Origin of the sequence: Bradyrhizobium sp. URHD0069 (genome assembly GCF_000701345.1) — a bacterium.
Taxonomy (GTDB): domain Bacteria; phylum Pseudomonadota; class Alphaproteobacteria; order Rhizobiales; family Xanthobacteraceae; genus Bradyrhizobium.
On the sequence record NZ_JNIJ01000005.1, the window covers coordinates 212,351 to 225,589 of the forward strand.

12 protein-coding genes and 1 pseudogene are annotated in these 13,239 nt (G+C 61.3%); 8 read left to right on the plus strand and 5 right to left on the minus strand.

Annotated elements, in window-relative coordinates; translation table 11 throughout:
• Positions 1 to 27 precede the first annotated feature (27 nt).
• From N554_RS0101035 to N554_RS0101050, 3 genes are all read left to right on the plus strand, one after another.
• On the plus strand, positions 28 to 1,155 hold the full coding sequence (locus N554_RS0101035; RefSeq protein ID WP_051677225.1) for a ribonucleotide-diphosphate reductase subunit beta: 1,128 nt from the start codon (positions 28 to 30) through the stop codon (positions 1,153 to 1,155).
• A gap of 948 nt (positions 1,156 to 2,103) precedes the next feature.
• A complete protein-coding gene (locus N554_RS0101045) occupies positions 2,104 to 2,823 on the plus strand; it encodes a TetR/AcrR family transcriptional regulator (protein WP_051677226.1) in 720 nt (239 codons plus the stop codon).
• Between the two features lie 50 nt (positions 2,824 to 2,873).
• On the plus strand, positions 2,874 to 3,302 hold the full coding sequence (locus tag N554_RS0101050; RefSeq protein WP_029581773.1) for an OsmC family protein: 429 nt from the start codon (positions 2,874 to 2,876) through the stop codon (positions 3,300 to 3,302).
• 114 nt (positions 3,303 to 3,416) lie between these two features.
• Here the strand turns inward: N554_RS0101050 and pyk are convergent, their stop codons facing one another.
• Both pyk and N554_RS0101060 read right to left on the minus strand, forming a co-directional pair.
• A complete protein-coding gene (gene pyk, locus N554_RS0101055) occupies positions 3,417 to 4,853 on the minus strand; it encodes a pyruvate kinase (RefSeq protein WP_029581774.1) in 1,437 nt (478 codons plus the stop codon).
• Positions 4,850 to 5,455, minus strand: coding sequence for a DUF1036 domain-containing protein (locus N554_RS0101060; protein WP_029581775.1), 606 nt, complete (start codon positions 5,453 to 5,455; stop codon positions 4,850 to 4,852). Before N554_RS0101060 ends, pyk begins: the two co-directional genes overlap by 4 nt.
• Before the next feature lie 195 nt (positions 5,456 to 5,650).
• Here N554_RS0101060 and N554_RS0101065 point away from each other — a divergent pair, with 195 nt between their 5' ends.
• The 4 genes and pseudogenes from N554_RS0101065 (at position 5,651) to N554_RS0101080 (ending at position 7,860) form a co-directional block, all read left to right on the plus strand.
• Positions 5,651 to 5,953, plus strand: a complete 303-nt coding sequence (locus N554_RS0101065; protein ID WP_029581776.1) for a DUF1244 domain-containing protein — start codon at positions 5,651 to 5,653, stop codon at positions 5,951 to 5,953.
• Between the two features lie 249 nt (positions 5,954 to 6,202).
• A pseudogene (locus tag N554_RS37765) lies at positions 6,203 to 6,367 on the plus strand (GapR family DNA-binding domain-containing protein); the annotation flags it as partial.
• A 103-nt stretch (positions 6,368 to 6,470) separates the two neighbouring features.
• Complete coding sequence (locus N554_RS0101075; protein ID WP_029581777.1) at positions 6,471 to 6,752, plus strand: DUF2312 domain-containing protein; 282 nt, start codon at positions 6,471 to 6,473, stop codon at positions 6,750 to 6,752.
• 418 nt (positions 6,753 to 7,170) lie between these two features.
• On the plus strand, positions 7,171 to 7,860 hold the full coding sequence (locus N554_RS0101080; protein ID WP_051677227.1) for a sensor histidine kinase: 690 nt from the start codon (positions 7,171 to 7,173) through the stop codon (positions 7,858 to 7,860).
• Between the two features lie 425 nt (positions 7,861 to 8,285).
• Here N554_RS0101080 and N554_RS0101090 read toward each other — a convergent pair whose 3' ends face one another.
• Complete coding sequence (locus N554_RS0101090; protein WP_029581780.1) at positions 8,286 to 8,540, minus strand: ATP-binding protein; 255 nt, start codon at positions 8,538 to 8,540, stop codon at positions 8,286 to 8,288.
• Positions 8,541 to 8,566: 26 nt separating this feature from the next.
• Here N554_RS0101090 and N554_RS0101095 point away from each other — a divergent pair, with 26 nt between their 5' ends.
• On the plus strand, positions 8,567 to 9,790 hold the full coding sequence (locus N554_RS0101095; protein ID WP_245283486.1) for an acyltransferase family protein: 1,224 nt from the start codon (positions 8,567 to 8,569) through the stop codon (positions 9,788 to 9,790).
• Positions 9,791 to 10,406: 616 nt separating this feature from the next.
• Here the strand turns inward: N554_RS0101095 and N554_RS0101110 are convergent.
• Complete coding sequence (locus N554_RS0101110) at positions 10,407 to 11,999, minus strand: DHA2 family efflux MFS transporter permease subunit (RefSeq protein ID WP_036052088.1); 1,593 nt, start codon at positions 11,997 to 11,999, stop codon at positions 10,407 to 10,409.
• The gene (locus tag N554_RS0101115; RefSeq protein WP_245283487.1) at positions 11,990 to 13,045 is read right to left on the minus strand and encodes an HlyD family secretion protein; all 1,056 of its coding nucleotides are present in this window, start codon (positions 13,043 to 13,045) and stop codon (positions 11,990 to 11,992) included. The genes N554_RS0101110 and N554_RS0101115 overlap by 10 nt, the downstream gene beginning before the upstream one ends.
• Positions 13,046 to 13,239 lie beyond the last annotated feature (194 nt).

Consider the following 13,239-nt stretch of genomic DNA (forward strand, 5'->3'; position numbering starts at 1 on the left):
CGGCGCAGTACCCAAGGAATAATCACCATGCTCGACTGGTCCGAACCATCCGCGGCCGCGCGCCATGCGCCGCCATCCTTCCTGAATCCCGAAGCCGGAGCCGATCAAACCGGCCTCGGCGCCATTGATCGCCATGGCGGCCGGGTCTCCGTCGACGAAAAGCGCATGATCAACTGCCGTGCCGACGTCAATCAGCTGCTGCCGCTGAAATACAAATGGGCCTGGGAAAAATATCTCGCCGGCTGCAACAACCACTGGATGCCGACCGAAGTGTCGATGCAACCCGACATCGCGCTGTGGAAGTCACGCGACGGCCTCACCGAGGATGAGCGCCGCGCCATCAGGCGCAATCTCGGGTTCTTCGCGGCATCCGAGAGCCTCGTCGCCAACAACATCGTGCTGGCGATCTATCGGCACCTCACCAATCCGGAATGCCGTCAATATCTGCTGCGGCAGTCTTTCGAGGAGGCGGTACACACCCACACCTTCCAATACATCGTCGAAAGCCTCGGCCTCGACGAAGGCGAGCTGTTCAACATGTACAGGGAAGTACCCTCGGTCACCGACAAGGCGGCCTGGGCACTGAAGCACACCCAGCATCTCGACGACCCCGATTTCAGGACCGGGACGCCGGAGGCCGACCAGGCGTTCCTGCGCGATCTCGTCGCCTTCTACGTCATCTTCGAAGGCATGTGGTTCTATACCGGTTTTGCGCAGATTCTGTCGCTCGGCCGCCGCAACAAGATGGTCGGCATCGCCGAACAGTATCAATACATCCTGCGCGACGAATCCATTCACCTCAACTTCGGCATCGACGTCATCAACCAGATCCGGATTGAGAATCCGGACCTTTGGACCGACGCATTCCAGGAGCAGATTCGCGCCATGATCCGTACCGCCGCCGAACTGGAGGCCGCCTACGGCCGGGACACCATGCCGCGCGGCTTCCTTGGCCTCAATGCCGCACTCTGCGAAACCTACATGCATTTCATCGCCAACCGGCGCTGCGCGCAGTTGGGGCTTTCGCGGGTGTTTGACGAGACCGAGAATCCGTTTCCATGGATGTCGGAAGCGATGGACCTCAAGAAAGAAAAGAATTTCTTTGAGACTCGGGTGATCGAATACCAGAACGGCGGCGCGCTAAACTGGGAATAGGCACACCACGCGCCGCCTGCGGCAAAACAACCCGACGGGCAAGATTCCGCTTAACCTGTCGGGCAAATCATCTTTACAAGCTCGCCCCATCCCGTCCCACTTAGAGGGGCGTTTCGCGGACGTCACGAACGCGGGATGGGATGCGGTGGACGCGGCAGCGTTAGGCGTGAAACGTGATGGCAGGGCGGGTTTTGGATTGAGCCAGACCCGTGAGCGATCAACAGCACACAGACGAACGATGTTGCTGCGTACGGTGAAGCCGTGTGGTCCTGGCACCCGTTGCTGGTGTCAAGCTGGCGGAGGCATGTCGGCCCGACCGGGCGCGGATAGGCCGTTAATTCGCCAGCGATGGTGACAAGACGAATTCGTCGCCAGGGAGAGCGCGGAGTAAGCCGTAAAGCCATTGCGCAGGGAATGCCGGATTGCCTCCGCTGAACCTGTATGCTCGTGTGCGTTTTCCTTACCCATTTTGCACACGGGACCGCGGGTGCAGCGCGCATCCGGCATTCCCTGCTCCCTCTTTTCTCGAGGGACAACATTCGTGCAAAGCTCGGGCGCCAGCCGCGCCGCGAGATCGCGGAGTCATTTTTGAAAATGGCCGCCTTACACCAGCAACCAGCTCCGAATCATCGGCAGAATGAAAATTCCCACATGATGACGAAGCTGATCGTCTTGGCCTTGGTCCTGCGCCGCGCCAGTCCCTGGTGGCGGCAGGAAGCCGTCACCGTCGCAGGCATCAGTCGCCAGGGCCTAGATGCGCGTCGGACGTGACCGCGCGTTGCACCGGTGCATTCCTGAATCGTCATTTTTATAACTTGCCATCAGGTCTGAACAGGTGTTCAGTTCTTCGAAGCGATTTGCACAAAATTCGCCCAAAACACTGAAGACACGCGTGTTCTCGACCCGGTTAGCTTGGGGCAGAACGCGCTCAGGGACGAGAAACGCGTCATGGTTTATCGGCGGACTCATCAAGTAGTGAAGCGCCTCGCGGCACGGCGTAGCGCCATTTTGGCGGCGGCGCGGGATGCCGCCGCCGATGGTGGGATCACCGCGGTGCAGATCGCGCCGGTTGCGATCCGCGCCAACGTCGCCGCCGGTACCGTCTACCGCTATTTCCCCTCGAAAGCGGACCTGATTTCCGAACTGATCGCCGACGTCTCGCGCGATGAACTGGCCGCGATCCGCCGCGCGGCGGACGCGGCGCCCGGGCCGTCTTCGGCGCTGGCGGCGGCCGTCACGACCGTAGCGGTTCATGTGCTGTCGCAGCGCAAGCTCGCATGGGGCATCCTGGCTGAACCGGTCGATGTCGACGTCACTGCGTCGCGGCTGGCAAGCCGCCGCGAGATCGCCGGCGAGATCGCTGCACGGATAGACGCGGCGGTTCGCGCCGGACATCTGCCGGCGCAGGACACCTCGCTCGCCGCGACGGCGCTGCTTGGCGCGCTGCGTGAATCGCTGGTGGGGCCGCTGGCGCCGGACAATTTGGATGACCCGGCGAGGCTGCGCGACGCCGTCCAGACCGTGACGCTACTGGCACTGCGCGCCGTCGGCGTCATGGACGCGCGCGCCCGCGGCCTCGTGGTGCAGGCGGTGCTGCCGGCAAACGCTGGTGGGCGCACAAACAATCGCAACTCCGACATTGCTTTGACGCAACAATCCGCCAAATAGGGTGGTAGCCGCCCGATCGGCGGCCCGACAGACGATGTAAGGAGTCACACATGCCAACGACTTCAGGATCGGCCAAATGGCAGGGCGGTATCAAGGACGGCAAGGGCGCGATCTCGACCAAGAGCGGCGCGCTGAAAGATTATCCTTATGGCTTCGCCAGCCGCTTCGAGGGCAAGCCCGGCTCAAATCCGGAAGAACTTATCGGCGCGGCGCATGCTGCCTGTTTCACGATGGCGCTGTCGCTGATCCTCGGCGAAGCCAAGCTCACCGCCGAGCAGATGGAGACCAAGGCCGATGTCACGCTTGAAAAGCAGGGCGATGGCTTTGCCATCACTTCGGTGCACCTCTCCTTGAATGCAAAGATTCCCGGCGCGGACAAGGCGAAATTCGAGGAACTGGTCGCTAAGGCAAAAGCCGGATGTCCAGTGTCGAAGGTGCTGAATACGAAGATCACGATGGACGCGACGCTCGTCTCCTGATTCTGAGGGGCGGCGTCTCTTCGCCGCGTCTCGAAGGATGAGGCCTGATGGTTGGAGGCGGCGCAACAGCGCCTCCGCGGTCTTCACGATCGCCGCCCCAGGGGGCGTCGCGCCTCACATGTCCGCGTCGCCATCGGGGCCGACCGAGGCGATGCGCACCATGTTGGTGGTGCCGGGGGCGCGGAGCGGGATTCCCGCGACGATGATGACGCGCTGTCCGGCCCTGGCAAAGCCGTCGCGAAACGCGATGCGGCCGGCCCGGTTAACCATGTCGTCCTGGTCCTTCGCGTCTTCCGCGACCACACAATGCACGCCCCAGACCACAGACAGCTTGCGTCCCGTCGAGAGGTTCGGCGTGATCGCCACCACTGGCGGCTTGGGCCGCTCGCGCGCCACGCGGATCGCCGTCGAGCCGGAACTGGTCCAGCAGATGATCGCGGAAAGATCGAGCGTCTCGGCCATCTGCCGCGCGGCGTCGGCAATGGCGTCGCCGACGGTCGCTTCCGGTTCGGCGCGCTGCGCACTGAGTGCGCCGCGATAGAGTGGATCGCGCTCCACCTCCTCGCCGATACGGTTCATCGTCGAAACCGCTTCGACCGGAAATTTGCCGGCCGCCGATTCTGCCGACAGCATGATCGCGTCGGCGCCTTCGTAAATCGCTGTCGCGACGTCCGAGACTTCGGCGCGCGTCGGCACCGGAGACTGGATCATCGATTCCAGCATCTGGGTTGCGATCACCACGGGCTTGCCGGCGCGGCGCGCCATCCGCGTCATCTGTTTCTGTAAGCTGGGCACCCGCTCCAGCGGCAGCTCGACGCCGAGATCGCCGCGCGCCACCATCAAGGCGTCGGAGGCCTCGATAATTTCGGGAAGCCGGTCGATCGCCTGCGGCTTTTCGATCTTGGCCATCACCGCAGCGCGGCCGCGGATCATTTTCTTCGCTTCATGGACGTCCTCGGCGCGCTGCACGAACGAGAGCGCGACCCAATCGATCCCCGTCACCAGCGCGGCCTCGAGGTCGGCGCGGTCCTTCGGAGTCATGGCGGATACCGGCAAATCGGTGTCGGGCAGGCTCACGCCCTTGCGGTCCGACATCTTGCCGCCGATCACGACGCGAGTGAGGGCGCGCTCGGGGGAAGTTTCCTCAGCAATCAGGCGCACCTTGCCGTCGTCGAGCAGCAGCGCATGACCCGGCTTCAGTGCGGCGAGAATTTCCGGATGCGGAAGCTGGACGCGGCTGTTGTCGCCGGGCGCCTTGTCGGAATCCAGCACGAAGCGTTCGCCGTTCTTGAGCTGGATCGATCCCTCGGTGAACGATCCCAGGCGCAGCTTCGGCCCCTGCAGATCGACCAGAATGCCGATCGGGCGGCCGTAGCTGGACTCGACGCTGCGAATGGTCTTGACCAGTTCGCGCATCTTGTCGTGCGAGGTGTGGCTCATATTGATGCGGAAGACGTCGGCACCGGCTTCGAACAGGCGGCGGATCATCGCGCTGTCGGAAGATGCAGGGCCAAGCGTTGCAAGGATCTTGATGCGGCGCAGACGCCTCATGGCTTGCTTCCGGGCGCCGGGCCTTGCTGCAGACCTGACGCGCCTGGAGGCGTCCCGCCTGGTGAATTGGGCATGCCCGGAAGGTTTCCGGGGCCGCCCGGGCCAACCGTTCCCGGGATCCCGGGCAGCCGCTGCGCCGGCTGTTCGCTGGATTCGGTCAGTTGCACGGTCCAAGCCCGCTGCTCGCCGGTGTCGACCTCAAAGAAGCCGGTGCGATCGAAACCGCGCGCCAGGCAATTTTCAGTGCCCTTGATGGTGAATTCCTTGTCGCGCGAGCACATGAAGGCTTGTCCTGACCATTCGCCGCCGCGATCGTAATCGAGCGCATAGATATAGTAGTATCGTGCAACGAGAGTGCCGCGCAGCAGCGTCTCGCAGCTGCGCGAGGAGACGTTCCACCAGCCCTCGGTGGTCCAGCCTTCGGCATCCTTATAACCGAGCGCGATGCCGACCCGGCTCGAGGTGTTGTTGCAGAGACGGAAGTCGGCCGCCGCCGAACTGCTCCACAGGCAGGGAATCGCCAGCGCCAGCGTCGCCGGCAGCAAACCGGCGGTCACACGGGCGGAGAATCGGCTGGGGGGATGAGGATTCTTCGGGATCATTCGGCGAAGCTATATCAGATCATTGACGATTTCGCGTAGGCCAGCGGCAACTGTCAACGGCTGAAGCGGGCATTTTCAGGCAATGGGCAGCCGAATCCCGCTTGTTTGGGCTCTGTTTGCGCCGCGATATGGCAAAATCTGTGACAACTCCCACCTAATATCAATAAGGTTACGCAAAAGGGCGAGATCACGGTCATGACCATCGACGACAAAACCAGAACGGAACTTGAGGCTGCCGTCTTCCGACGCCTTGTCCAGCATCTGCGCTCCCGCGCCGACGTTCAGAATATTGACCTGATGAATCTCGCGGGCTTCTGCCGCAATTGCTTGTCCAACTGGCTCAAGGAGGAAGCCGACGCCAGGGGCGCGGCGATGACCAAGGACGAAAGCCGCGAGGCCGTCTACGGCATGCCCTACGAGACCTGGAAGGCGACCCATCAGAGTACGGCCAGTCCCGAACAGCTCGAAGCCATGAAAAAGGCCCACAGCGGGCACTGACGATTTTGCCTTCCGCGCATCGTAAATGAGTGACGGGCTCCGACGCCCGTCCCCCTCTACGCAAATAGCGTCGCCGACACCACTCCTCCTCACCGCGAGGGAATCTTTCTCCTGTGGGCACGCTGTGGATGAGCGCGATGTTGCCTTGACGCAAGGCACCGCACTCCCGAGGGTCTTCCCCGGATGCCGTGCGTGGGGAAGCGTGCGGCGCTTCCTCTTTCAAGCCTCAGTTCCTTTCAGGAGTACCCGATGGCCACCACTGCCGCCGCCGTCCAGGAAGCGCCCGCGGCAAAATTTGCCAACGATCAGCTCAAGGCCATCATCGAGCGCATCGAGCGGCTGAAGGAAAAGGAAAAAAAGAAGACGATCTCGGACGATATCCGCGACGTCGATGCGGAGGCTAAAGGCAACGGCTCCTAATCTACCCCTTTCCCGATTGTAACAACGGCATCAAGAGTTAACCGGCGACGTGTCGTCAATTCACGCCATTCGCGGTTCGGATCCAAGGAACACCATCATGTCTGCTACTGCTCCCGCCGAAACCGGCACTGCCTCGCCCGTTAAGGGCAATGTTGCGGCCGCCGAACTGCGTCAGTTCATCGAGCGCGTCGAACGGCTGGAGGAAGAGAAGAAGGCTATTTCCGACGATATCCGCGATGTGTTCGCCGAAATGAAGGGCCGCGGCTACGAAGTCAAAGCGGTCCGGCAGATTCTGAAAATCAGAAAGCAGGACCAGGCGGAGCGGCAGGAGGAAGAGGCTATTCTCGACGTGTACATGCAGGCGCTCGGAATGCTCTGATCGAGCATGGTCCGCGCCGCTGAGACGCCGGGGCGGGGGGCTTAGCTAAACATCAGCAACGCATCCGCGCGAGCGAACGAAGAAGCGCGAGTTCGTCCTTGCAGATCAGGGCGGCGCCCGTCCTGCCGCGCATTTTAGCGCAATCGAATCACGGGAAGAAAAATCAAGGCAGGTCCTGATTTGGCCCAGGCGATGAAGCTCGCGCGAATGAGATCCAAGCCAGATTGGCGGTTTCCGGAATTTGGTGCGCAAAACTATACGTTGGTTTCGATCTGGACATACGACCGCTCAGTCCGGCCACCGTTGGGTACAATGGACGTGTCGGTTCAGCGCCGTACAGTCGTCACTTACCTTCAGGAACCCCTTCAGGTTTGCGCATGGACCTCTTTTAAGAACTCAACGACGGGAGGCTGTCGTGATGAAATTCGACCCGCAGCTGCCAACCTCGCATGAGGGGGCACTTCTTCTCGAGTTGAACCACAGGATCAACAACGAATTTGCTTCCGTCATTAACATGGTCGCACTTGCGGCTGTGCGGTCGGAGAACGCGGCAGTCAAAACTGCTCTAGGCGACGTTGTCGAGTTGCTTCACCAGTATGCCGACGTCCATCGCGCTTTAAAGATGCCGGATCGTCACGCGCTCGTTGACGCCGCGGAATACCTTCAAAAGCTTTGCTTCTCGATAAGCCGATCCAAGCTGGGCCGCATGAAGATACAGCTCGCATTTGTGGCTGATACTTTGCGGCTCGAATCGTACCGGTGTTGGCGGCTGGGAATGATCGTCTACGAGCTCGTAAATAATGCAGCGCGACATGCACACTTCGAGGGCGGAGATGGAGAGGTGCGGGTAAAGTTATCGCGAGCGGGGGCACTCGTAAAATGCAGAGTTTCGGACAACGGCTCGGCTCCGCCAAGTCTCAAGCTTGGACGAGGGCTAACGATCCTTCACGATCTGGCCCAAAGCCTTGGTGGCCGCGTCGATCACTCCTTCGCCAAAGGATCATCCTTTACTTTAAGTTTGCCATTCACCGAACACGAGCGGCAAGCCAGCCGCTCGACCGAGCGTGCCTCGCCAATCGCAGCGCACCGAATTTTCAGCTTGGAATGAGAGCCGCGTTATGCAGATCCACAGCCCGGAGCTTATCAAGCGGGTGGCGGATGTCCTTGACGAGGTCATCCCCGCGATACCCGTCAACGACACAACGTCGGCTCGGATCGCCCGTGTCGCAAGATGTATCGCCAAGGCGGCTGGAGAGGGGCAGACGAGCTATCAGAGTTTGCTGGCAGTTGCATCAGCCGAGATCGACATAATCTTGAGGACGCCAAAGGCGGATCGCGTGGCAGGCAAGTCTAAACCGGGTGCCGCTCTAATGAATGCACCGCGGCTATCGCCGGCTGGTGCGCGCTCCACCCTCACAGCTCGCGCAAGTGCGGACGTGTCGGAAATTCCGGGTTGAGCCAGCGACAGGCTACCGCTGGGCTGATCCACAATAGCCGATGGGAATAGTAAACTGAAACAGCGCACCCTTTGGCTCATGTTCGCTGGCGCCCACAGTGGTCTTCGATAATGGGGCCGCAGATCGATAGACCCATCCCCATACCGGTGGGCTTGGTCGTATAGAACGGCTCGAACAGATGTGGCAGCTTCTCCAAGCTTGCCCCCGGGCCGGTGTCCCGCACCGTTACGCGCACTTCATTCGATCCATTGCGCTCCGTGGTGATATGTAGTTCGCGCAGACCTTCGACACCGCTCAGCGCCTGGATGGCATTGATGATCAAGTTGATCATCACCAGGTTACGCAGGGACTGGCAGAATGGAACTCAGTCAGTTCGCGTCCCGAGAAATGATACCGCGAAGGATCGAGAGCCGAGAGCAATTGACGACGGCGGCGGCCGGCCGCATCGTTCCGCTCGACCGCGCGCGCAGTTTCATCACGCTGCTGGTGGTGCTGCACCATTCCGTTATCAACTACACTTATTTCGGCCACGGCGACAGGATGCGCTGGCTTGGCTTCGACCTGGTCGTGCTGTTCAATGACAGCTTCTTCATGGCTTGCATGTTCCTGATCTCGGGCCTGTTTGTACCGGGCAGCCTGGCACGGCGGGGATCGGCAAATTTTCTGGCGGGCCGCGCGTGGCGATTGGGCGTGCCGTTTCTGGTGTCGATCTTCATCATTATGCCGATCGCCTATTATGCAAGCTTCATGCGCTATCATCTGTCGGGAACGGCGGACTTCAATTTTGTTCATTTCTGGTGGCACACGATCACCCTCGGCCCTTGGCCGTCCGGGTCCGCGTGGTTTCTGTGGGCGTTGCTGGTGCTCTGTGCGATCGCGGCCGGCTTCTGGACTTTTGCACCGCGTATGTTCGAAATCTTGGGACAGCAGATCTTTGCATTGCGCGAGCTGCCATTCGCCGCCTTTGCTGCCTTCCTGGTCGTCTCGATCGTGATCTATCTACCGATGCGGCTGATCTTTGGTGATTCAGCCTGGTTCGATCCGGGCGGTTATCCGATTCCGATTCAGACCAGCCGCATTTTTCTCTATGCGGGCTATTTTTTCATTGGCATCGGCGCCGGAGCGGTCAGCCTTAGGACCGGGATACTTGCTAAGGACGGAGCGTTGACCAAGCACTGGTCGGTGTGGCTCGTCTTTGCGGCTGCGTTCTACGGCGGAATCCTGCTTCTGGTCTATGCGCACCACAATTGGCTGGCCAATTTCAATTCGCCGCCGCTTTGGTGGCAGACGGCATATGGTGTTTTGTTAGCGATGTTCAGCGCGGCTATGGCATTCACCGTTTTTGCGGTTTTCCTGCGCTCGGCGCGATCTGCGCTCTGGCCGCTCGATGCCATGCAATCATCGGCTTACGGAATCTATCTCCTGCACTTCATTCCGCTTATCTGGCTACAATACGTCGTCTACGAACCGCCGCTCTCACCCTTTGTCAAATTCGCGATCGTGTTCGCCGGCACGCTCTCGATCAGCTGGATTGCGACGGCCCTGTTGCGAAAAATTCCGCTTGTGGCGCGGATGATCTAGCCTATGCGGGCCTAACGGACCCGACCGCTGATTAAACCAAGGGATAATCAGCTATATCCCAATTCCGTAATGCGAGCCTACCTCAGTACGGTCGGACCATACTCGTGCGCAATAGTGTTAGTCGCCGCCCGGTGCTATCGGTTAAATGGACGCAGGAAGTCGTGGCGCTGAAACAACCACTTTAACGCCGCGTAGCTTACAGGTCCGTCGACACCGGCGGCGCCAACATACGCAATGGAACCGGAGCCGCGAGCCGGCAGTTGCAAGACAAGGTCGGCGGCGTAGCGCCCGCTGGCCTTCTCTATGTTCGCGTCTCCTACGCGGATAATCAGTTTGGCCATCGGCAAGAGAGTTGGCTTACCCGAGACGAGCATCGAGAATGGCAGGTGTATCATGCAGAACCATGACCTTGTAGCCGACGGGTTTCTCGCGCTGACCGCAGCCGGATTCGTACTGCTGTGCTCCAGTCTGTTCGCCTTCGCGTTCAGCTAATTTTTTCCGAAAACGGACGCGCCCTGGACACCGCCATCGTCATTAGTGGGTGGCGGGGCCGATGTCGGATCATCCCTTCCGCGCAACGGTCATTGATCCCCGTGCCGTGCGGCGCACATTGCGATCAGTGCTCGACCGGAGCGGGCCCTCCGAGCTTTACCTTGTGCAAGGTAAGCGCGAGCGGAATCGCTGCAAGTGAGATCAGCATCAGCACCCAGTAGACGTCCATGTAAGCCAGGAGCGCCGCCTGCGCCTGCACCGCCTGTCCAATCCAGACGAAGGCTTGCTGCTGCGCTTGGGCGAGCGAGCTTCCGTGGGCGGTTAAGTAGCTCGTGACTTGCTGCAGTGTGTCCTGATACTGGACGCTCGACGGGATCGCATGCTCCGCCAGCCGCATCTGGTGAAACTGCTCGCGATGCGACAGCACGTTGGAGGCGAGCGAAACGCCGATCGAGCCGCCGGTATTGCGCGCCGCGTTGATCAAGGCCGAAGCCTGATCGGTCTTGTCCGGCGGGAGCCCGTCATAGGAGGCGGCCGTGATCGACAGGAAGATCAGCGGCAGACCGACGCCGAGCAGCATGCGCGAGGTCGCGAAGAACCAGAAGCCGACGTCGCCATACACCCTGGTCAGGTCGTACATCGAGAGTGCGGCCACGGTCGCGCCGGCGATGATCAGATATTTCGGCTGGACCTTGCTCGATAGGCGGCCGACGATGAACATCATGACCATGGTGACGAGACCGCCCGGCGACAGCACCAGGCCGGCCCAGGTCGCGGTATAACCGAAGTTCTGCTGCACCATCTGCGGCAAAAATTGCGTGGTCGCCAGCAGAATCGCGCCGGTCACCAGCATCACCAGGAAACAGGCGCCGAACTGGCGGCTCGCCACCATCCGCAGGTCGATCATGGGACTTTTTCGACTCATCTCCCAAGGGATCATGAGCACGAAGGCGATCGCGCAAACGGTTGCGACGCCGACAATGAAGTTTGATCCGAACCAGTCATCCTCGAGCCCGCGGTCAAGCATTACCTCGAGCGCGCCGAGGAAGGTCGCAACCAGCACGAAGCCGACGACATCGAACGCGGCCCTTTGGCGCTCCGCAACTTGAGACTCGCGCAGGACGATCGCGATCGCCGCCATCGCGAGCAGCCCTACCGGGCCGTTGATCAGAAAGCACCAGTGCCAGGAGATATTGTCCGACAGCCAGCCGCCGAGCGTCGGGCCAACCACCGGCGCCACCACCACGGCGACGCCGAACAGCGCGAAGGCCTGGCCACGTTTGGCCGGCGGAAAAGAATCCGCCAGGATCGATTGCGAGACCGGCACCATGCCGCCCCCGCCGAGACCCTGCAAAATGCGAAACAGCAGCAGTGAGTTCAGGTTCCAGGCAAATCCGCACAGCACCGAGCTCGCGGTGAACAGCGCCAAGCACACCAGGAAGAAGCGCTTGCGGCCGAGCCGTCGGGCTAGAAAGCTGCTCGCGGTCAGGATGATCGCATTGGAGACCAGATAGCTCGTCACCACCCAGGAGGCTTCGTCTTCGCTTACTCCCATTCCGCCGGCGATATAAGGCAGCGCGACGTTGGCGATGGTGGTGTCGAGCACCTCCATGAAGGTGGCGACCGCAACCACCACCGCGATCAGCCACGGGTTTGGACCTGCGGCGCTTGCCGGGCCAAGCGTGTCCGCTCGGGTGCCGCCGCCACTCACAGCCATGCCCTCAGCCGTTCATAGAGCGACGGCGCGGGGTCGACGCGCACGGTCGGCACCACCGACATGCCGGGACCGAGTGAAACGTCGGTCGGAGGATTGTCCAGGAGGATCTTGACCGGCACCCGCTGGACGATCTTGACATAGTTTCCGGTGGCATTCTCGGGCGGCAGCAGCGAGAACGCGGGACCGGATCCCGGCTGGACGCTGGCGACGTGGCCGCGGATCGTGCGTTCCGGATAGGCGTCGATCTCGAGCGTTACCGGTTCTCCGGGCCGCATGGCGTCGAGCTGAGTCTCCTTGTAGTTCGCCGTGACCCAGATGTCGTCCGGGACGAACATCGTGAGCGCCGTGCCCTGCGCCGCGAATTGACCAAGTGCAGCGCCGAGGTTGACGACGCGCCCAGGCTGGGCTGCCGTTGCGGTCGTATAGGACAGATTGAGTTGCGCCTGATCGCGCTGGGCTTCCGCTTGCGCGAGGTTCGCGACAGCGCTGTTGCGCTGCGCCTTCAGTGACTCGAGTTGCCGCTGCGCCACTTTCAGCGCGGCTTGCGCACTTGCAAGCGCCGCCTGTTGCTGGCGGAGCTGCGAATTAAATTGCTGTTCATTCTGAATGGTGCCGGCGCCTCTTTGCGCCAAGTCTTCATAGCGGGCGGCCTGTTGCTGTGCGAATACCAGTCCGGCCTGCGCCTGCTCTACCTGTGCCTGGTTGGCGTTGATCTGCGCCTCCTGAACGCTGATCTGCGCATCGATGTTCTGAATGCTGGCTTGCGCAGCCTCGACCTGCGCCTGCGTCTGGGAGAGCGCGATGCGGTAATCGCGGTCGTCGATACGCGCGATCACGCTGCCCGCGACGACATGCTCGTTGTCGGTGACCGGGACGGCCGTGATGTAGCCGGACACCTTTGGCGCAATCGAAAACTGGCGCGCCGCGATGAAGGCGTCGTCGGTGGTTTCAAAATGCCGGGTGTAGTCCCAATAGAGGTAACCGAACCCGCTTGCCGCGCCCAAAAGTGCCAGGCCGATCAGGGAAGTCAGCGGATGCCGGCGCAAGAAGCCCTTGGAGCCACCACCGCTTGGCTCATGACCATTTTGGTCCTGCTGCCGCGGGTGCTCGCGTTCGCGCGCCGGCAGTGGTTCGACCGCTCGACGCTGTAGAGGCGGCGATTTGGGCGCGACAACGTTGCTGTCGCCATCCTCAGCCAAGCCGATGGAAGGTGCCGCTCGGGGTGGCGGCGATGGTGCTT

Excerpts from the sequence above, each read along its gene's own strand:
- N554_RS0101035 (WP_051677225.1), top strand. The coding sequence starts at position 28 with ATGCTCGACTGGTCCGAACCATCCGCGGCCGCGCGCCATGCGCCGCCA.
- N554_RS0101045 (WP_051677226.1), top strand. The coding sequence starts at position 2,104 with ATGGTTTATCGGCGGACTCATCAAGTAGTGAAGCGCCTCGCGGCACGG.
- N554_RS0101050 (WP_029581773.1), top strand. The coding sequence starts at position 2,874 with ATGCCAACGACTTCAGGATCGGCCAAATGGCAGGGCGGTATCAAGGAC.
- pyk (WP_029581774.1), bottom strand. The coding sequence starts at position 4,853 with ATGAGGCGTCTGCGCCGCATCAAGATCCTTGCAACGCTTGGCCCTGCA.
- N554_RS0101060 (WP_029581775.1), bottom strand. The coding sequence starts at position 5,455 with ATGATCCCGAAGAATCCTCATCCCCCCAGCCGATTCTCCGCCCGTGTG.
- N554_RS0101065 (WP_029581776.1), top strand. The coding sequence starts at position 5,651 with ATGACCATCGACGACAAAACCAGAACGGAACTTGAGGCTGCCGTCTTC.
- N554_RS0101075 (WP_029581777.1), top strand. The coding sequence starts at position 6,471 with ATGTCTGCTACTGCTCCCGCCGAAACCGGCACTGCCTCGCCCGTTAAG.
- N554_RS0101080 (WP_051677227.1), top strand. The coding sequence starts at position 7,171 with ATGAAATTCGACCCGCAGCTGCCAACCTCGCATGAGGGGGCACTTCTT.
- N554_RS0101090 (WP_029581780.1), bottom strand. The coding sequence starts at position 8,540 with ATGATCAACTTGATCATCAATGCCATCCAGGCGCTGAGCGGTGTCGAA.
- N554_RS0101095 (WP_245283486.1), top strand. The coding sequence starts at position 8,567 with ATGGAACTCAGTCAGTTCGCGTCCCGAGAAATGATACCGCGAAGGATC.
- N554_RS0101110 (WP_036052088.1), bottom strand. The coding sequence starts at position 11,999 with ATGGCTGTGAGTGGCGGCGGCACCCGAGCGGACACGCTTGGCCCGGCA.